Annotated in this window: 15 protein-coding genes; 12 read left to right on the forward strand and 3 right to left on the reverse strand. The window is 45.1% G+C overall.

Features of this window, described 5'->3' with window-relative positions; genetic code table 11:
- Positions 1 to 29: 29 nt before the first annotated feature.
- On the forward strand, positions 30 to 683 hold the full coding sequence (locus tag C0033_RS19045) for an aspartate/glutamate racemase family protein (protein WP_103229486.1): 654 nt from the start codon (positions 30 to 32) through the stop codon (positions 681 to 683).
- A gap of 144 nt (positions 684 to 827) precedes the next feature.
- On the opposite strand, the gene C0033_RS19050 is transcribed toward C0033_RS19045, so the two are convergent.
- A complete protein-coding gene (locus C0033_RS19050; RefSeq protein WP_103229487.1) occupies positions 828 to 1,748 on the reverse strand; it encodes a hypothetical protein in 921 nt (306 codons plus the stop codon).
- Between the two features lie 433 nt (positions 1,749 to 2,181).
- On the opposite strand from C0033_RS19050, the gene C0033_RS19055 reads away from it, so the two are divergent.
- Complete coding sequence (locus C0033_RS19055; protein ID WP_103229488.1) at positions 2,182 to 3,822, forward strand: Na/Pi cotransporter family protein; 1,641 nt, start codon at positions 2,182 to 2,184, stop codon at positions 3,820 to 3,822.
- Between the two features lie 76 nt (positions 3,823 to 3,898).
- Here the strand turns inward: C0033_RS19055 and C0033_RS19060 are convergent, their stop codons facing one another.
- Positions 3,899 to 4,924 carry a LacI family DNA-binding transcriptional regulator gene (locus C0033_RS19060; RefSeq protein ID WP_103229489.1) on the reverse strand — a complete coding sequence of 342 codons (1,026 nt, stop codon included), beginning with the start codon at positions 4,922 to 4,924 and terminating at the stop codon, positions 3,899 to 3,901.
- A 274-nt stretch (positions 4,925 to 5,198) separates the two neighbouring features.
- On the opposite strand from C0033_RS19060, the gene xylB reads away from it, so the two are divergent.
- The 10 genes from xylB to C0033_RS19110 all read left to right on the forward strand — a co-directional run bounded on the left by xylB (position 5,199) and on the right by C0033_RS19110 (position 18,604).
- Positions 5,199 to 6,668, forward strand: coding sequence for a xylulokinase (xylB, locus tag C0033_RS19065; protein ID WP_103229490.1), 1,470 nt, complete (start codon positions 5,199 to 5,201; stop codon positions 6,666 to 6,668).
- A 21-nt stretch (positions 6,669 to 6,689) separates the two neighbouring features.
- Positions 6,690 to 7,310 (forward strand): DUF4867 family protein, encoded by a 621-nt coding sequence (locus C0033_RS19070; RefSeq protein WP_103229491.1) that lies wholly within the window; start codon positions 6,690 to 6,692, stop codon positions 7,308 to 7,310.
- A 35-nt stretch (positions 7,311 to 7,345) separates the two neighbouring features.
- A complete protein-coding gene (locus C0033_RS19075) occupies positions 7,346 to 8,830 on the forward strand; it encodes an L-fucose/L-arabinose isomerase family protein (protein ID WP_103229492.1) in 1,485 nt (494 codons plus the stop codon).
- 67 nt (positions 8,831 to 8,897) lie between these two features.
- Entirely contained in the window at positions 8,898 to 10,301 is a 1,404-nt protein-coding gene (locus C0033_RS19080; protein ID WP_103229493.1) for an extracellular solute-binding protein, read from the forward strand.
- A gap of 89 nt (positions 10,302 to 10,390) precedes the next feature.
- Positions 10,391 to 11,287, forward strand: a complete 897-nt coding sequence (locus C0033_RS19085; RefSeq protein ID WP_103229494.1) for a sugar ABC transporter permease — start codon at positions 10,391 to 10,393, stop codon at positions 11,285 to 11,287.
- Positions 11,284 to 12,117, forward strand: a complete 834-nt coding sequence (locus tag C0033_RS19090; RefSeq protein WP_103229495.1) for a carbohydrate ABC transporter permease — start codon at positions 11,284 to 11,286, stop codon at positions 12,115 to 12,117. The genes C0033_RS19085 and C0033_RS19090 overlap by 4 nt, the downstream gene beginning before the upstream one ends.
- Positions 12,118 to 12,134: 17 nt before the next feature.
- Entirely contained in the window at positions 12,135 to 13,709 is a 1,575-nt protein-coding gene (locus C0033_RS19095; RefSeq protein WP_103229496.1) for a glycoside hydrolase family 43 protein, read from the forward strand.
- A gap of 22 nt (positions 13,710 to 13,731) precedes the next feature.
- Positions 13,732 to 15,837, forward strand: a complete 2,106-nt coding sequence (locus C0033_RS19100) for a glycoside hydrolase family 3 C-terminal domain-containing protein (protein ID WP_103229497.1) — start codon at positions 13,732 to 13,734, stop codon at positions 15,835 to 15,837.
- Between the two features lie 142 nt (positions 15,838 to 15,979).
- Complete coding sequence (gene ilvD, locus C0033_RS19105) at positions 15,980 to 17,695, forward strand: dihydroxy-acid dehydratase (protein WP_103229498.1); 1,716 nt, start codon at positions 15,980 to 15,982, stop codon at positions 17,693 to 17,695.
- A 24-nt stretch (positions 17,696 to 17,719) separates the two neighbouring features.
- Positions 17,720 to 18,604, forward strand: coding sequence for a dihydrodipicolinate synthase family protein (locus C0033_RS19110; protein ID WP_103229499.1), 885 nt, complete (start codon positions 17,720 to 17,722; stop codon positions 18,602 to 18,604).
- Positions 18,605 to 18,736: 132 nt separating this feature from the next.
- Here the strand turns inward: C0033_RS19110 and C0033_RS19115 are convergent, their stop codons facing one another.
- The gene (locus tag C0033_RS19115; RefSeq protein ID WP_103229500.1) at positions 18,737 to 19,180 is read right to left on the reverse strand and encodes a MerR family transcriptional regulator; all 444 of its coding nucleotides are present in this window, start codon (positions 19,178 to 19,180) and stop codon (positions 18,737 to 18,739) included.
- Positions 19,181 to 19,228: the final 48 nt, after the last annotated feature.

A 19,228-nucleotide genomic window follows, 5' to 3' on the forward strand; every position in this document is an offset into this window, starting at 1 on the left:
TGAACGGCCAGCGGAAGGGAGAAGTTTCGATGAAGGATAAATTCAGGGTTGGGGTTATCCGTGTATTAACATCGGATGACCAGGATTTTGTGGATATGCACGGAAGAATTATTGAGGAGCATTTTCCGGGACTTGAATGCATCTCGAAATGTATTCCGGATCAGCCGGAGGGAATCCACAGTCATGAACTGGAACGGATCGCGGTTCCGAAAATCGTGGAAACTGCCAAGTCATTTGAAGATGTGGACATGATTATTGTCAGCTGTGCGGATGATCCGGGCGTGGCGGAGATCAGGGAGGCGATTCCGGGAATTCCTGTTACCGGCGGCGGAGAGACAACGGCGGCTTTAGCCACCAAATATGGGCAGAAGATTGCGATTCTGGGAATCGTGGATTATGCGCCCAAGGCGTATCTCAGGATGATCCCGGATAAGCTGATCGCCGTGGTGAAACCGGATGGGGTTGACAGCACGCTGGATCTTATGACGCCTGAGGGGCGGGCCAACTGTCTGAAAAAGGCCCGTGAATTAAAGGAAATGGGGGCGGAAGTGATAGCCCTCGGATGTACCGGTCTTACGACCATTGGAATTGCAAAGGAGATTGAGGATGAGGTTCATATACCGGTGATTGATCCGGTGTTGGCAGAAGGGGTTTTTGCTTATTTTGAGTCGGTACGAAAGTAGAGGGATATAGGCAGATATGCAGAAAAACCGTCGGGCGGATTGAGCGCCGGACGGTTTTTCTTTATTTTTGTCCCTTTTATCAGTATAAAGAGGGAGCTGTCAGGCACGAGGTCTGGTTTGAAGATGTGAAAAGCCAAGAATATTTTAGTGAATTGCTTCGATTATTAATCTGCCGGATGAAATGCGAAGGTTTATTTTATGAGAAGAAGCTTCGTCGATCAGATCTGACGGACAATCAACATATTTTCTATCTCCTGTAAGACATACCTTATATCCTATTGGAATACGTATTTTGGAGTATTTGGAAGAAGACTGTATGTAACTTATGGATTCAAAGTTGTTTGGTCTTAACAGAAAACTGTTTGCAGTTGAAATATTAATATCAAAATGCTTTGCGGTAATTCCAAATTCAAAATCTACACAAGAAGAAATATCAATGTTACAATTATACCCGGCAGATACTTGCCCTGACATTTTATTGGCGGAATCTATAATCATACGAACGTTGTTCTCTGCTTCTACATTATTTATCTCAATTTTATTCGATGAATGAGATCGGATATAAAAGTCTCTTGTAATCTTTACTGATTCCAATTTTAGAGATGAATTTGTTATAACATCGACATCTAAGTCTCCTACTTTGGAATCGGTTAACTGGCCTTCACCGTCTTGCTGCTCTATAGTAAGTCTTCCGTCTAAGTCTTTTTTACTATAATTATTGTTCTTGCTTTTTCCCATTTGTATTGATTCATTCGTAAGTCTGACTGACGCTCCTGAAAGTACATTGCGCACAAATGCGGCATGCCCCCATTGGTTTTCAGAGTATTTTGCAATATCGAATAAAGAAAGTCTTTGTTCGCTTGGCAAATTCAGGTGTTTAACATATTTGAGAGTACCGTCTATACACACACCTGTTGCAGCTAGGTAAAGAGCGACGGCTTCATCAATTGTGAATAGTTTCTGTCTGTCAAGTGTGGCAATAACGGGTTCATCTGTAGTGTGGATAGCAGCTAATGAAGATTTGACCTGTTCCGGTGTCATAGAAATTAATTTTTCTAACTCCATAAGATTCCCTCCTAAAATTCTGTTTGCTATTTCCAATAAGTTATGGTTTTATTATACTATAAAAGTTCAGTATTTACATATCAAGTTTTAAAATATTTATAAAATTTATTATAAATCTGTTATTTGTATATTGTAATTTGCTTAAAAAGCTAATTATTACAAAAATAACTAATCTAAAAAAAGTGTGTGAAAGAAAGAGACAAGAAGAAACAGAATAAAATTTCTTGCAGGAAAAATTGGCTTTTTAGAGTGTTTTGTAAGAAAAAAGGAAGAGTGAGGATGAAAGATCCCTGCTCTTTTTTTATGTTCAGAATGCTTTTGTAAAATCCATGTTAAATGTAAGTTAAACCTCAGCCAAGCCTATTGAGATTTCCCCTATTTTCTGTCTATAATTGTAAAGTCCGGTTAACAATTATAATAATGGAGGAATTTTATGGGAGTGACACAGGTTATGAATTTATTTGGCGGGCTGGCTCTATTTTTATATGGAATGCAGATGATGAGCGGCGGCCTGGAGGCGGCGGCCGGAAACCGCATGAAGCAGATTCTGGAGAAGCTGACAGCCAACCGGTTTTTAGGTGTGGCGGTGGGAGCGGGAATCACTGCGGTGATCCAGTCCTCTTCTGCAACAACAGTTATGGTGGTGGGATTTGTTAACTCGGGAATGATGACGCTGCGCCAAGCGGTTTGGATCATCATGGGTGCAAATGTGGGTACTACCATTACAGGGCAGTTGATTGCATTGGATGTGGGAGCAATCGCCCCTTTGCTGGCATTTTTCGGCGTTGCCATGATTGTATTTGTAAAGAAGCTCCATATCCAGCATTATGGACAGATTGTTGCCGGTCTTGGTATCCTTTTTATCGGTATGGAGATGATGAGCGGTTCTATGGTTCCACTCAGGGAATCTCCGGCATTTGTAGAGTTAATGACTAAATTTTCTAATCCTCTGCTTGGAATACTGGCAGGTGCGGTATTTACCGCGGTGATCCAGTCTTCTTCTGCGTCTGTTGGAATTTTACAGGCTCTGGCGGTGAGCGGGGTGATCGGGCTTCCAAACGCTGTTTATGTTTTGTTCGGACAGAATATCGGTACTTGTATTACTGCGGTTTTAGCATCCATAGGAACCAGCAGGAATGCAAAAAGGGCGACGATCATCCATTTGATCTTCAATGTATTCGGAACCTTATTGTTTACTGCAATCTGTATGATGTTTCCGCTTGCTTTGGCGGTGGAGCATTTTACACCGGGAAACCCGGCGGCGCAGATTGCCAATATGCATACCCTGTTTAACCTGGTTACAACGGCCCTGCTTCTGCCATTTGGGACAAAACTGGCGGCCTTGGCGGAACGGATTCTTCCGGAACAGGAGGGAGAAATCTCAGAAGGATTTACTTTGGCTTATATGAAACCTGTGGATTATAACGGCGAACTTTCCATCGGCGCTTCAGCGATTGCTATTACCAGCATCCGCAATGAACTGGTGCGCATGGCGGATATGGCAAAAGAGAATGTGGATCTCAGTTACCGCGCTATTTTAGAGGAAAATCCGGGATATCTGGAGCAGATTGAGAAAAATGAAGATTATGTGGATTTCCTGAACCAGGAAATAGCAAAAGGAATCTCAAGGGTGATTGTAAATGAAGCAAATGATAAGGATTCTGAGTTAATCAGCGCGCTGTTTAAGGTTACCGGCAATATCGAACGGATTAGTGACCATGCAATGAATCTGGCCGGTTATGCAAAACTGCTGGACGAACTTCATATTACGCTTTCCGAAGAAGCCAGAAATGAAGTGAATCAGATGCATAAGACCAGCCTGACGGCCATGGACTGTATGTCCTGCATTCAAAGTGAAACGGAATCTCTCTATCTGAAAATTGAGGAACTGGAACAGCAATTTGACGACATGACAGACTGTTTCCGCCAAAGGCAGATTAAACGTCTGAAAAAGCAGAAATGCTCTGATGAAGCCTGCGTTATCTATTCGGAAATGCTGACGGATTTTGAGAGAATTGGAGATCATATCTTAAATATTGGACAGGAGATGAGATCCTGTCCGTCCGGAGTTTAAAGATACACATAAAAGAAGGAACCTGAGTGAGCGTCCGCTCTCCAGGTTCCTTCTTTGTGCATATCTTTATAAAAAATTATATATTCTCCCGTATCTTAATCGACGCCTCCGTATACTGAAGCGGGTCAGCCGGATAAACTCCGGTGGACAGATAGTCGAAAAGCAGCTTCACCGGGCGTGATCCCTGTTGAAACGGCTGCTGGCAGATGGTTGCGGAGATTACTCCGTCCCGAAGCATCTGTTTGGTAGTCTCTACAGCATCGAATGAGATAATTTTAAGTTTATGTTCTTTGTGATGGTCTAAAACTGCCCGGCATCCGCCGTATACTCCGGCAGCGGTAAAATACAGGGCGTTCATCTCCGGGTATTTGGCTAAGAGTTCTGAGGTGGCTTTATAGCTCTGAAATTCATCATCCTGGTTGGCTATGATCTCAAGGCTCTCCATCTTAGGGTATTGGGAATGGATGGTGTCTAAGAATCCGTTGATCCGCTCCGTATGGCATAAAACCAAAGGAGATCCCGTAATAATTCCAACTTTGGCCGTTCCATTCGTGATAAGTCCCATAAGGCCGCCGGCTGTCCGGCCGCACTGATAATAGTTGCTGCCTACATATGCAATCCGTTTGGAATCGGAGATATCCGTATTGGTGGTGATGGTGGGAATTCCCATATCATACAGTTCATTAATCTTACTGCTGATCTCAGGGGCGTTGTAAGGGGAGATAACAAGGCCGCGGATGCCCAGATCAATAAAATCATTGATGGCGTCTAATTGTGCTTTTATATCAAATGAGGTGCGGTTGATTAAGATGGTACAGCCGTAGCCTTCCAGCTTTTCGCGCTGGTATTCCACCCCTTCCACCACATCGTCAAAATATTTATTCCCGTTATTTTCACCGAAAAGAAGAACGCCAAGGGTAATCTTCTTTTTTTGGGCAGCTAAAGCGAGAGCTGCTTTATTGGGTTGATAATTCAGCGCATGAACGATTTCACGTATTCGCTTTTCTGTTTCAGGATTAACTGATCCGCGGTTGTTCAGGACACGGTCAACTGTGCCTCTTGAAACTCCTGCTAACGCCGCGATCTCTTTTAACGTTGTCATAAAATAACCCCTTTAATTGAATGATTAACTGATCAAGATTAGAATAACATGTAATCTTTGTAGTGTCAAATTATCTTTTATGTGCTCGTGAATAATGTGTCAAAATCATGTAAAAAGGGCTGTGAAATGCAAAATACATCGAAAAATGATGTAAAAGTGTTTAAGAAAGAATTAAAAAAGAAAAAGTTATTGACTAAATTTACCAAATGTGTTAATGTGTGATTAGTTGATAACGTGCACGTGCACAATAGGGTGCATAAAAAGGGGGATAGATATGTTATTTGTAGGCATTGATTTAGGTACCTCCTCAGTAAAGCTGTTACTTATGGATGACCTGGGAAAGATTGTGAAGGTGGTCTCAAAAGAGTATCCGCTGTATTTTCCAAATCCGGGCTGGTCGGAACAGAAGCCGGAGGATTGGTATGAAAAGTCCATAGAGGGATTGAAAGAGCTTTTAGACGGATGCGATAAGTCACAGGTGGCGGGAATCAGTTTTGGCGGACAGATGCATGGACTAGTGATTCTGGATGAAGAGGATCAGGTGATCCGGCCTGCGATTCTCTGGAATGACGGCAGAACCGTTGAAGAGTGTGATTATCTCAACCAGGTAATCGGTATGGATAAGCTTTCCCGGTATACGGCTAATATTTCGTTTACCGGTTTTACCGCTCCTAAGATTTTGTGGGTGAAGAATAAGGAACCGGAGAATTTTGCAAGAATTAAGAAGATTATGCTTCCCAAAGATTATCTGGCGTATAAGTTAAGCGGTGTACACTGTACCGATGTGTCGGACGCCTCGGGAATGCTGTTGTTTGATGTGAAGAACCGCTGCTGGTCGGACGAGATGATCGAGATCTGCGGAATACAGAAAGACCAGCTGGCAAAGATTTATGAGAGCTATGAGGCGGTAGGAACCTTGAAGCCGGAGATTGCTGAGGAATTAGGACTTTCCGGCAATGTGGTGATAGCAGCAGGAGCCGGTGATAACGCGGCGGCGGCTGTAGGTACCGGAACGGTTGGAGACGGGATGTGCAATATCTCCATCGGAACCAGCGGAACCATCTTTATCTCTTCCGATAAGTTTGGGGTTGATCCTCATAACGCCCTTCATGCATTTGCTCATGCGGATGGTCATTATCACCTGATGGGATGTATGCTCAGCGCAGCTTCCTGTAATAAGTGGTGGATGGATGAGATTTTAAAAACAGAGGAATACGCGAAGGAACAGTCCCAAATTCAAAAACTGGGTGAGAATCACGTGTATTTCCTTCCATATCTGATGGGAGAGCGTTCCCCGCATAACGATCCGTTTGCAAGAGGAACTTTCATCGGTATGACGATGGATACCACAAGAGAAGACATGACACAGGCCGTATTGGAAGGCGTAACATTTGCATTCAGGGACTGCCTGGAAGTGGCGAAGAGCCTGGGAATCCAGATTAAGAGAACAAAGATCTGCGGCGGCGGAGCCAAGAGCCAGCTGTGGGTGAAGATGATTGCCAATGTATTGAACCTGAAAGTGGATCTTCTGGAAAGTGAAGAGGGACCGTCTTTAGGTGGAGCGATGCTGGCGGCAGTGGCATGCGGAGCATATGACAGCGTTGTGGATATCGCAGACAAGCTGGTTAAGGTGGTTTCAACGGTGGAACCGGAGCCGGAGCTGGTTGAGAAGTATGAGAAGCGTTATCAGCAGTTTAAGGAGATTTATCCTGCATGTAAGGAATTATATAAAAAGATTATATAAACTTCAGGAAAGGAAATGTCTATGAAGATCTATCAGATTACAGATGCTGAGTTTAAGAAATATGGAAGAAAGGTTACAGATGTTGACTGGGAACCGCTCTTAAAGGCGATGGAGGCGATTCCTGTTAAGCAGGAGGTTGTTTATGAGCCGTCCGTACCGGAATTGGAGGCGGTATCGGTTTATGAAGTCCTGAGAGACAGAATTTATGGTGAGCTTCCGATTCAGATCGGATACTGCAACGGTCATAACTATCTGCTGAACGCAGTGGAATACCATCGCAGTTCAGAGATCAATGTGGCGGCGACCGACCTGGTGCTTTTGCTGGGAAGACAGCAGGATATAACGGATGATTATACATATGACACCTCGTTAATCGAAGCATTTTTCGTTCCGGCGGGAACTGCGGTAGAGCTGTATGCGGATACGCTTCATTATGCGCCGTGTAATGCGGATGAGAACGGATTTAAGGATGTAATCGTACTTCCTAAGGACACAAACCTTCCGCTTGATAAGGAACACAAAGGCGGAGAAGACGGTTTGCTGGCCGCTAAGAATAAGTGGCTGATCGGCCATAAGGACGCTGGGCTTCCTGAGGGAACCCATCTGGGATTGATTGGTAATAACATTTCCATAAAAGAGTAGAAGGCTGCCTGAGGCAGCAGAATGGAGGAGAGAAGATGGAGAATATTCCAGTAGTAAAAATCGGTATTGTGGCAGTAAGCCGCGACTGTTTCCCGGAATCTTTATCTGTAAACAGAAGAAAGGCTCTGGTGGAGGCGTATGAAGCAGCTTACGGAAAAGAAGATATCTATGAATGTCCTGTCTGCATCGTAGAGAGCGAGATTCATATGGTTCAGGCATTAGAGGATGTTAAGAATGCCGGCTGCAATGCCCTCGTTGTATACCTTGGCAATTTCGGACCTGAGATTTCCGAAACACTGCTTGCGAAACATTTTGACGGACCGATTATGTTTGTGGCTGCGGCTGAGGAATCAGGGGACAGCTTAGTACAGGGACGCGGAGACGCATACTGCGGTATGCTGAATGCAAGCTACAACTTAAAGCTTCGCAATGTGAAAGCTTATATTCCGGAATATCCGGTAGGAACTGCTAAAGAATGTGCTGATATGATTCATGAATTCGTTCCGATCGCAAGAGCGGTTGTGGGCATTTCCCAGTTAAAGATTATCAGCTTCGGACCTCGTCCAATGAACTTCCTGGCCTGCAACGCACCGATTAAACAGCTTTATAATTTAGGCGTTGAGATTGAAGAAAACTCTGAACTGGATCTGTTTGAAGCATACCATAAACATGACAACGATCCGAGAATTCCGGATGTTGTAAAAGATATGGAAGCAGAGCTTGGAGAAGGCAATCAGAAACCTGAGATTTTACCAAAACTTGCTCAGTATGAACTGACCCTTCTGGATTGGGTGGAAGAGCACAGAGGATACAGAAAGTATGTGGCTATTGCCGGAAAATGCTGGCCTGCATTCCAGACACAGTTTGGATTTGTTCCATGTTATGTAAACAGCCGTTTGACAGGAAAAGGAATTCCTGTATCCTGTGAGGTTGATATCTACGGCGCGCTCAGCGAGTTTATCGGAACCTGCATAAGCGAGGATGCGGTAACTCTTCTGGATATTAACAATACGGTTCCTGATGATATTTACGAAGAAGATATTAAGGGTAAATACGATTATACACATAAGGATACCTTCATGGGATTCCACTGCGGAAATACCAGCTCTAAGAAATTATCCTTCTGCGCTATGAAATATCAGCTGATTATGGCAAGAAGCCTTCCTGAAGAGGTAACACAGGGAACGTTAGAAGGCGATATCGTACCTGGCGACATCACATTCTACCGTCTGCAGAGCACAGCGGACTGCAAGTTAAGAGCTTATGTGGCACAGGGAGAAGTGCTTCCGGTAGCTACACGCTCCTTCGGAGCGATCGGCGTATTCGCAATTCCTGAGATGGGAAGATTCTACCGTCATGTATTGCTGGAAGGCAATTATCCACATCACGGTGCGGTTGCATTCGGACATTTTGGCAAAACACTGTATGAGGTATTTAAGTACATAGGCGTGGATACCGAGGAAATCGGCTATAATCAGCCGAAAGGGGTAAGATATAAAACGGAGAATCCATTTTCATAGGAATTGTTCAAAATAAAGCACGATTGGGGAAACCCTTGTGAAATAAAGAAAAAGGAGAAGATATTTTATGAAAAAAAGAAGCTTGGCACTATTAATGGCAGCAGCAATGGTAGCCGGTAACCTGGCAGGATGTTCAGGCGGAGGAAGTACTCCTACAACGGCAGCAACAACAGCAGCTCCGGCAGCGACAACGGCAGCTCCGGCTGGCGATACGACAGCGGCAGCAAGTGAGGCAGCAACAGAAGCAGCGGGGGGCAGCGGAGTTGAACTCACCAAAGATGAAATTGAATTGACCGTATGGCACATTGCAATTGATGAAAAACGTCATTCTACAGTTACCAATGCAATGAACAGATTCATGGAGAAGTATCCAAACATTAAAGTTGTGGATGTTGTTAATGAAAACGATCCTTATAAGACAAAACTTGCAACAGCTATGGCAGCAGGACAGGAACCTGATATCTTCGTATCCTGGGGCGGCGGCTGGCTGGAATCCTTTATCGATGAAGGAAAAGTTCTGGATATCGATGACTGGGTAAAGGAAGTTGCTGATGAATATTATCCTTCAGCACTCAGCTTGTTCCAGATTAAGGGCAAAAACTATGCACTTCCATATTCATGCGGACCTACACCAGTTTATTACAACAGACAGATCTATGCTGATTTAGGACTGGAAGTTCCTAAGACATTGGCTGAATTTGAAGCGAACTGCGATAAGATCAAAGAAGCCGGAATCACTCCTTTGGCACTTGGCAACGCAAGCCAGTGGCCGGGCGCATTGACATTCATCTACTTATCACTGCGTGAAGGCGGCAAAGATGCATTCTTAAATGCTTATAACCGTGAAAACGGCGGAACATTTGAAGACGAAAGCTTTATCAAAGCAGGCCAGAAGATTCAGGAATGGATCAACAAGGGTTACTATCCGGAAGGATGTAATGGTATTAACTACGATACAGGCGGTTCCCGTATGTTATTCTACAGCGGACAGGCTGCTCACATCGTTCAGACAAATGGTATGTTCTCCAACTGTATGTCAGAAGCTCCTGAGTTCTATGAGAACAACTTAGGAATCTTCAACTTCCCGGTTATCGAGGGCGGAAAAGGTACTGATAAAGAGATCTTAGGCGGCGGAAATGCTTACTCTATCTCCGCATCCTGTAAGTATCCAAGAGAAGCATTTGAATTGATCCACATGCTGACAGACAAAGAATTCAGCCAGGACAGTGTTGACAACGCAGGCGTTATTACAGGTGCTGTAGGCGTTACCATGCCTAATGAATTAACACAGGCTGCTGATGATTTCATTCAGAATGCAGATTATATTCAGAACTTCTACGATCAGTTCCTTCCTACAGATATGGGTGCTCTGCACAAACAGACTACATATGATCTGTTCGGTTTAACCACAACTCCTGAGAAGGCTGCTGCTGATATGGAGGCAAAAGCAAAAGAAGTATTGGACAAATAATAACTAAGTTTTAGGGGAATTTGCACAGGCAGTGTTCGGCAGACGGTCTGCCTGTGCATTTTTTAACTCTTTTTAGAGGGGGTTTTTGAATGGATAAAACAACAGCAGCATCAAAACGTTGGAAAAAAACCGGATTAGTTTTACTGTTTGTCCTTCCAGCGTTATTCTTTTACGGGACTTTCAATCTTCTTGGTATTGCCAGGACGTTCTATTACAGCACGATGGACTGGAAAGGCATCAGCGCTAATAAAACATTTATAGGTTTATCGAATTATGTCGCAGTTGCCAAGGACATGAGCTTTTGGAATTCCCTGAAAAACAATTTAATATTGGTAATTGTTTCTATGTTTATTCAGATGCCGGGCGCGCTGCTTTTAGCGCTGTTGATTAACAGCAAAATCCGGTTTACAAAATTTTTCCGTACCGTATTCTTTATGCCAATGCTGCTTTCAACGGTAGCAACCGGTATCATGTGGATTCTGTTTTATGACCCGAACTTCGGTTTACTTGCAAAGCTTATTAAAGCGCTTCACATTCCGATGTCTACCGCATTCCTTCAGGGAGGTTCGGCACTTCCGTCCATCCTGTTGGTTATCTGCTGGCAGTTTATTCCGTATTACATGATCATCTTTAAAGCAGGTTTAACTAACGTTCCTGAAGAACTGTATGAAGCAGCCAGAATCGACGGCGCTAATTCATGGCAGTGCTTTACCAACATCACCCTGCCTTTGATTGTACCGACTATGAGAACATCTGCGGTCCTGCAGCTGGTTGGATCCTTAAAATATTTTGACTTATTCTACGTTATGATGGGCGGTGCGCCTAATGCAAGTACAGAACTTATGGCTACTTATATGTATAAGAAGGGCTTTACGGAGTTCCAGATGGGATATGCCAGTACGATAGCTGCTTATATGTTCCTGATCTGTTTCGCTTTCGCCTGCGTCTTCTTATATGCAACTTCCAGGAAGGGGGATAAAGCATGAATCCAAAGGTAAAGAGAAGTTTAGTTAAAGCCTTATTATATGCGGCCTGCATACTTATCCTGATCATAACGGGATTTCCGTTTATTTTCCTGTTGGTAAACAGCTTTAAGGACATGGCTGAATATTTGAAGAATATCTGGGCTCTACCCAGTAAATTCTTCTTTGGAAACTATAAAGCCGTATTCAAGCCGGATTTCCTGCGTTATTTCCTCAACAGTGCTTTTGTATCCGCAGTCAGCGTATCCTTGATTGTAATCGTTTCATCGATGATTTCGTTTGCATTTGCCAAGATGAAATTCAAAGGTTCTAATGCGCTTTACTTTTTAATCATCGCAGGTATGATGATTCCGGTACATACAACGTTGATTCCTACATTTACATTATTGAGTTCCATTCATTTGAATGACTCGCTGATCGGACTTTGCGGACCTTATATCAGCTATAATATACCGATTTCCGTATTTATTCTGACACAGTTCTTCAAAGAGATACCGAGGGAGATCGAAGAAGCGGCGATTATCGATGGCTGCGATACGATCGGTATCTTCAGAAAGATCATGATCCCATTGTCAGGAGCAGGACTTTCTACCGTTACAGTTTATACATTTTTGAATATCTGGAATGAATTTATTAATGCCAATGTTTTGATTAACACCACAGCGAAGAAAACGCTTCCTTTAGGTATCCGTGAGTTTTATGGTTTCCAATCAGTTAATATTCCGGCGATTCTTACCGCAATTTTAGTTGGTTCTCTCCCGGTTATCCTTTTATACTTCTTTGCACAGGAGAAGGTTGTCAACGGTTTAACCCAGGGTGCTGTTAAAGGTTAAGGAAAAGGAGGAAAACTATGGGTATTGCCCACAATCCAATTTTAAAGGGATTTAACCCGGACCCGTCAATTCTCAGGGTCGGAGATGATTACTATATCGCTACCTCTACATTTGAGTGGTTTCCTGGCGTTCAGATTCATCATTCAAGGGATCTGGTTAATTGGAAGGTGGTGGCTCAGCCGCTAAACAGGAGAAGCCAGCTGGATATGGTTGGAGTTCCTGATTCCGGCGGCGTATGGGCGCCCTGCCTGTCCTTTTGCAACGGGACGTTCTATCTGGTTTATACCAACTCGCTTACGAAAGACTGCTTAAAGGATACCCATAATTATCTTGTTACCTGCGACACCATTGACGGAGAGTGGTCGGAACCGATTTATATTAACAGTTATGGATTTGACCCGTCCCTGTTCCATGATACGGACGGAAGAAAATGGTTTGTGACCATGGAGACGGATTTCAGGGAGGGCCATAACCGTTTTTCCGGTATTTTGCTGGAAGAATATGATGAAACACAGAAAAAATGCGTGGGCCCGGTTAAGAAGATCTTTTTAGGGTCTGATATCGGAAAAACAGAGGGGCCTCATCTGTATCACATCGGAGATTATTATTATCTGATTGTGGCGGAGGGAGGAACTGAATTGGGCCATGCGGTTACGGTAGCCCGTTCGAAACAGATCGACGGTCCGTATGAGCTTGATCCGGAAAATCCTATGCTCACATCCAGAGACAAACCATCTGCCATGCTTCAGAGGGCAGGCCATGCCAGCATTGTGCAGGCGCAGAATGGGGAATGGTTTATGGTGCATCTGTGCGGCCGTCCAATTGGGCCGGACCGCGGGTATTGTGTGCTGGGAAGAGAGACAGCGCTTCAGAGCATCTGTTTTGACGAGGACGGATGGATCCGATTGACGGACGGCGGCAATGAACCGTTTGAATCGGTAAAGGTTCCGTTTAAGGCATCCATGCCCAAACCAATTCATAAACGGTATACATTTGCTCCCGGCAAACCGTGGGATATGGATCTGCAGACGTTAAGGCGTCCGCTGGAGGATGATATGATGTCCTTGACAGCCCGTCCGGGATATATGCGGCTGTATGGAAAAGAAAGCCTGCTTTCCAAGTTTAAACAGACGTTGGTGGCAAGGCGGCAGCAGTCATTTGTATTTGAAGCGTCGGCGGCAGTGGAGTTTGAGCCGGACTACTTCAAACAGATGGCAGGACTTGTATATTACTATAACACGACCCAATATTACTATCTGAGAATCAGCCACGATGAGAATTTAGGAAAGATGCTGGCGATTTTAAGCTGTGATAATGGGGAGTATTCTGAACCGTTTGCCTATGTTAAGCTTCCGGAATCGGGCAAGGTATGGCTGAAGATGGAGGCCGATTACGAGTTGGTGCGGTTCCTGTATTCCTTAGATGGAATCACATATACACAATATGGAAATGATTGTGATGCTCTTAGAATTTCCGATGAACATATTGACACATCTGCGTTTACCGGCGCATTTATCGGTATTTGTGTTCAGGATATGTCCGGATTTTCCAAGTATGCGGACTTTGAGTATTTTGAATACATAGAGAAATGATGAGACAGAGGAGGCGGTAAAAATGGATTTTGAAAAACAGGCCAGGGAACTGGTCTCCAAGATGACATTGGAAGAGAGAGCGTCCCAGCTTCGCTTTGATGCACCTGCAATTAAACATCTGGATATTCCAAGATATCACTGGTGGAATGAAGCTCTGCATGGAGTGGCAAGAGCGGGCACAGCTACGATGTTCCCGCAGGCCATTGGTTTGGCTGCCATGTTTGACCCGGAAGAGATGCATAAGATAGGCGACATCGTTGCCACGGAAGCAAGGGCCAAATACAATGCTTATTCGGAGGAAGAGGACAGAGATATCTATAAAGGGCTGACTTTATGGTCACCGAACGTCAACATTTTCCGCGATCCGAGATGGGGTAGAGGCCAGGAGACTTACGGCGAAGATCCTTATCTTACATCCGTTCTGGGCGTCGAATTTATTAAGGGCATGCAGGGAGACGGAAAGTATCTGAAGGCGGCTGCCTGCGCAAAACATTTTGCGGTTCACAGCGGGCCGGAAGAGCTGCGGCATGAATTTGATGCGGTGGTATCTGACAAGGATCTTTGGGAGACCTATCTGCCGGCGTTTGAAGCTTGTGTGAAGGAAGCCAAAGTGGAAGGCGTGATGGGGGCCTATAACAGGACCAACGGAGAGCCTTGCTGCGGAAGCAAGCTGCTGATGCAGGACATTTTAAAGGATAAATGGCATTTTGACGGATATTTTACTTCTGACTGCTGGGCAATCAAAGATTTCCATGAGAATCATCAGGTGACAACAACCGCTACCGAATCTGTGGCATTGGCGCTGAAGATGGGCTGTGATATTAACTGCGGAAATATTTATCTGAAGGTGATGCAGGCATATCAGGAAGGTCTGGTAACGGAAGAGGATATTACGGAAGCAGCTGTTCATGCGATGAGAACCCGTCTGAGACTGGGCTTATTCGCGGACGATTGTGAATATGATAAAATCCCTTATGATGTGATCGCATGTAAGGAGCACAGGGAAGAAGCCATAAAAACTGCTGAAAACTCTGTGGTGCTTTTGAAAAACGAGGGAATTCTTCCTCTTAGCAAGGATTTAAAGAAATTGGCTCTGATCGGGCCGAATGCGGACAGCAGATGGCCGTTAATCGCAAATTATCACGGAACAGCGCCTAAATATGTGACTGTTTTAGACGGTATCGAAGAGGTTGCGCCGGATGTGAGAATTCACTATTCCGAAGGCTGCCATACGATGCTGGACAGAGTGGAGCGGCTTGCGCTTGCGGATGACCGTGTTGCAGAAGCGGTGGCTGTTGCAAAAACGGCAGGACTTGCTGTTGTATGCGTGGGTCTGGATGAAAGATATGAAGGCGAACAGCAGGATAACGGAAACCGTTTCGGCGGCGGAGAAGTGAGCATGGCGGATAAACCTACCACAGCCCTTCCTGACAGCCAGATTCATATGCTGGAAGCTGTTATTAAAACAGGAGTTGATATTGTAATCGTAAACATGACAGGAAGTGCCGTTGAGCTGAAATGGCTCCAGGATACGCCGAATGTAAAAGCGATTGTACAGGGCTGGTATCCGGGCGGAGAAGGCGGACTGGCCATAGCAAGAATCCTGTTCGGCGATGTGAATCCATCCGGAAAACTTCCGATCACATTCTATGAATCGGCGGAGGGAATGCCGTCCTTTACGGATTATGCGATGAAGGGCAGAACTTACCGCTACATGGAAGTTCCTGCGTTGTATCCGTTTGGATATGGACTCAGCTATACGGATTATGAGTACAGTGATCTGAAGACCGAAACCGGTGAAGGCGGAGTTAAGGTTACTGTTACGGTTGAAAATAAAGGTTCCTGGGATGGGGATGAAGTCGTTGAGCTTTATATGAAGGATCTGGATTCTGAGTATGAGGTGAGAAATCACAGGCTGGCTGCTTTTGAACGTGTGGCGTTGAAGGCCGGTGAGAAGAAGACGGTTACTCTTCATCTGGGAGAAAAAGCGTTCCAGATCGTTGATGACGGCGGGAACAGAAGGAAGGACGGCAGCAGGTTCGCAGTTTATGTGGGCGGAAGCCAGCCGGATGACAGAAGTGTTGAGTTGTTGGGTAAGAAGCCGTTGAGTGTGGAAATTGAATATTAAATTGAATATTAAGATGTAAGCTGGCGGCAGATTTACATAAGGGGTGAAGGCTTTTTCGAAAAAGCCTTCACCTTTAATGTAAAACGTGAAGGCTTTTTGCGAAAAGCCTTCACCCTTTATGTAAAAGAGGGAAGTGGATAATATGGAACAGAGAAGTAAAAAAGAGCGTTTGCTTTGGGCTCAGTTTGATTCACTGCAGCTGGGCAGCGGCTGGTCGGAAGAGGATATCACGAAGCCGCAGATATTAATTGAAGATGTATATGGAGATTCTCATCCTGGAAGCGTTCATTTAAACCAGGTGACAGATCAGGTTAAATGGGGAGTGCTGGAAAGAGGCGGTTACGGAGCAAAATATCATATAACGGATATCTGCGACGGATGCGCCCAGGGACATGACGGAATGAACCTTGTTTTGGCGTCCAGGGAAGCGGTCTGCGATATGGTGGAAGTCCATGCCAGCGCGCTGCCGTGGGACGGAATGGTGCTTTCCAGTTCCTGTGACAAGTCCATACCGGCTCACCTGAAAGCGGCTGCCAGAATGAATATTCCTACGATTTTCCTTCCGGGCGGAAGCATGAGGCCGGGGCCTGATATGACCACGTCTTTAGTGGCGGGTGATATCTCTCTGAGGCAGAAACGCAAGGATGAGATAACGGAAGAAGAGATTCGTGAATACAAGATTACCGGCTGTCCTTCTGTGGGCGCCTGCACCTTCCTCGGAACCGCATCTACCATGCAGTGTATGGCGGAAGCGCTCGGAATGGCTTTGCCGGGAAGTGCCCTTGTGCCTGCAACTATGCGGGATATATTGGAATATGCAAGGCGGGCAGGCAGAATTATTATGGAACTGGCGGCTAAGGGAATCACCCCGACTAAGATCATCACCCCTGCGTCTATGAGAAATGCTATCGTAGTTCACAGCGCCATCGGCGGCTCCACCAACGCTACGATCCATCTTCCGTCAATCGCAAAGGAGGCGGGCTTTGAACTGCCGATCGAATGGTTTGATGAGATCAACCATCAGGTTCCTCATCTCTGCAACGTGAACCCCAGCGGTCAGCATCTGACGGAGAGCTTCTGGTTTGCGGGCGGTGTGCCTATGGTTCAGTGGATGTTAAGGGATCATTTGGATCTGGATGTGATGACCGTTACCGGAAAGACCTTGGGAGAGAATCTGGAAATGATTCAGAAGGACCGGTTCTTCGAAAGAAATGTGAGATATCTTCACAATTACGGTCTGGAACGGGAAGATGTGATTTTCCCGGTTGAGAAAGTTAAGGAAAATGGTTCCGTAGCCATTCTTAAAGGAAATCTGGCCCCGGAAGGTTCGGTTATCAAATACTCCGCATGTACGGAAGAGCTTCGCAGCCACAAAGGCCCGGCCAGGGTTTATGACAGCGAAGAGGCCGCTCATGACGACGTGGTTAATAAGAAGATCAACCCGGGAGACATCGTTGTGATCCGTTATGAAGGCCCCAGAGGAAGCGGTATGCCGGAAATGCTGATGACAACAGAAGCCATCGTATGTGATAAGGATTTAAACGGTTCGGTTTCTCTTGTAACGGACGGAAGATTTTCCGGAGCTACCAGGGGAGCGGCCATCGGCCATGTATCTCCTGAAGCGGCCCGTGGAGGCCCTCTTGCATTTATCAGGACAGGCGATATCATCGAATATGATGTGGAGAAGAGAAGCCTTAATGTAGTTGGAATTGACGGTAAGGAGATGCCTTTGGAGGAGATCGAAGAAGTTCTTAAAAAGCGGAGTGAAGAGGGAATTAAGAAATCTTCCGGAAGAAAGGGACTTTATAAACGGTATACCGACCATGCGCTTTCAGCGATGGAAGGCGCAGGATATTAAAAGGCGGAAGAAAGGGGTTAATGAATGAAAGCAGAGTATATTACCCCGGCGGTTACGTTGTTTAAAGAAGACGGAAAGCCGGATTTTGATAGTTTGAAGAAGTTATACAATCATTTGATTGACGGAGGAATCAGCGGGATTCTGGTGCTTGGAAGCATCGGGGAATTTTTCGCTGTTTCAAAAGAGGATAAGAAGGAAATTATACGTTTTGCCGTGGATCAGATTAAGGGCAGGGTGAAAATTCTGGTCGGAACCAACAGCATGATCCCGGGTGAGACGATAGAATTGTCGAATTTTGCGCTGGAATGCGGTGCGGATGGAGTCGTTATCATACCGCCTTATTATTTCACGCTTACGGATGACAGCATCTATGATTTTTATGCTGAAATTGCCAATGAGGTGAAGGGGGATATCTATATCTATAACTTCCCTGACAGAACCGGGTATGATATATCACCTGAGGTTATGCTCCGCCTGGCCCGTAAATTCTCCAATATCGTGGGCTGCAAGGATACGATTCCGGGAGTGGCGCATACGAGGGAAATCATTAAGATGGTGAAATCAGAATTTCCTGATTTTAAGGTTTATTCCGGTTTTGATGATAACTTTGCGTATAATGTTATCTCTGGCGGAAATGGATGCATCGGTGGTCTGTCCAATGTGATTCCTGGATTCTTTAAGGAATGGATGGACGCATTTGAAGAAAATGATCTTCAGAAAATCTCCGAAAAACAGCAGGAAGTGAACCGTTTGATGGATATCTATGGGGTGGGCGTTCCATTTGTGCCTTATATTAAGACGGCTATGGCGGCGCTCGGGATCATTGATTCGGATAAGGCTACATTCCCGCTTCCTAAGGCTACGAAGGAAGATGTGGAAAAGCTGCTGGGGATATTGGAAAGACGGTAGGCAGAAATTAAAAAGGGAAATAAAGTCTATAGTTAAGGCGCCGGGCAGAATGCTTGGCGCCTTTGGCCTGCTTTTAGGGTGAGGGCATTTTCAGAAATGACTTCAGGCTTGATGTAAATTTTTACGAAAAAATTATTTGACCGCATGATTGTGTGGTACATAAGGGCATTCTTTTTTCCGATCCGCCGGCAGTGCTTTATGGATTTGTTCAGTGCCTGCGTCTAAAGCTGTTTTGTAATACCAGCATTTGTAGTTGATGAGGTCTAATGAGTTTTGCAGCATTTTAATCTGCTTTTCTGTTTCGCGCTTCCGTTCCAGGAAAAGTTCGTAACGCTGGCTTAAACTGGAATCGCCTTCCATGCACCAATCGATGAAGGCTTTGATCTCTTTGATGGACATGCCGGTATTTTTCAGGCATTCGATGATGGACAGCCATTCCATGTCTGAATCTTTGAAACGGCGGATGCCGGATTCGGTGCGGTCTACAAAGGGGAGAAGGCCTTCTTTGTCATAGTATCGCAGGGTGGATGGGGTAAGACCGATTTTTTGGGCGATATCGCCGATGGTATATGTCATGAGTGACCTCCTTTGTGGATTAATTTAAAGTTAACTTTAGGGTTTGTG

The organism is Clostridium sp. chh4-2 (assembly GCF_002899675.1).
GTDB lineage: Bacteria > Bacillota > Clostridia > Lachnospirales > Lachnospiraceae > CHH4-2.

Bases quoted from the DNA above. Each gene is read 5' to 3' on its own strand.
- C0033_RS19045 (WP_103229486.1), top strand. From the start codon at position 30: ATGAAGGATAAATTCAGGGTTGGGGTTATCCGTGTATTAACATCGGAT.
- C0033_RS19050 (WP_103229487.1), bottom strand. From the start codon at position 1,748: ATGGAGTTAGAAAAATTAATTTCTATGACACCGGAACAGGTCAAATCT.
- C0033_RS19055 (WP_103229488.1), top strand. From the start codon at position 2,182: ATGGGAGTGACACAGGTTATGAATTTATTTGGCGGGCTGGCTCTATTT.
- C0033_RS19060 (WP_103229489.1), bottom strand. From the start codon at position 4,924: ATGACAACGTTAAAAGAGATCGCGGCGTTAGCAGGAGTTTCAAGAGGC.
- xylB (WP_103229490.1), top strand. From the start codon at position 5,199: ATGTTATTTGTAGGCATTGATTTAGGTACCTCCTCAGTAAAGCTGTTA.
- C0033_RS19070 (WP_103229491.1), top strand. From the start codon at position 6,690: ATGAAGATCTATCAGATTACAGATGCTGAGTTTAAGAAATATGGAAGA.
- C0033_RS19075 (WP_103229492.1), top strand. From the start codon at position 7,346: ATGGAGAATATTCCAGTAGTAAAAATCGGTATTGTGGCAGTAAGCCGC.
- C0033_RS19080 (WP_103229493.1), top strand. From the start codon at position 8,898: ATGAAAAAAAGAAGCTTGGCACTATTAATGGCAGCAGCAATGGTAGCC.
- C0033_RS19085 (WP_103229494.1), top strand. From the start codon at position 10,391: ATGGATAAAACAACAGCAGCATCAAAACGTTGGAAAAAAACCGGATTA.
- C0033_RS19090 (WP_103229495.1), top strand. From the start codon at position 11,284: ATGAATCCAAAGGTAAAGAGAAGTTTAGTTAAAGCCTTATTATATGCG.
- C0033_RS19095 (WP_103229496.1), top strand. From the start codon at position 12,135: ATGGGTATTGCCCACAATCCAATTTTAAAGGGATTTAACCCGGACCCG.
- C0033_RS19100 (WP_103229497.1), top strand. From the start codon at position 13,732: ATGGATTTTGAAAAACAGGCCAGGGAACTGGTCTCCAAGATGACATTG.
- ilvD (WP_103229498.1), top strand. From the start codon at position 15,980: ATGGAACAGAGAAGTAAAAAAGAGCGTTTGCTTTGGGCTCAGTTTGAT.
- C0033_RS19110 (WP_103229499.1), top strand. From the start codon at position 17,720: ATGAAAGCAGAGTATATTACCCCGGCGGTTACGTTGTTTAAAGAAGAC.
- C0033_RS19115 (WP_103229500.1), bottom strand. From the start codon at position 19,180: ATGACATATACCATCGGCGATATCGCCCAAAAAATCGGTCTTACCCCA.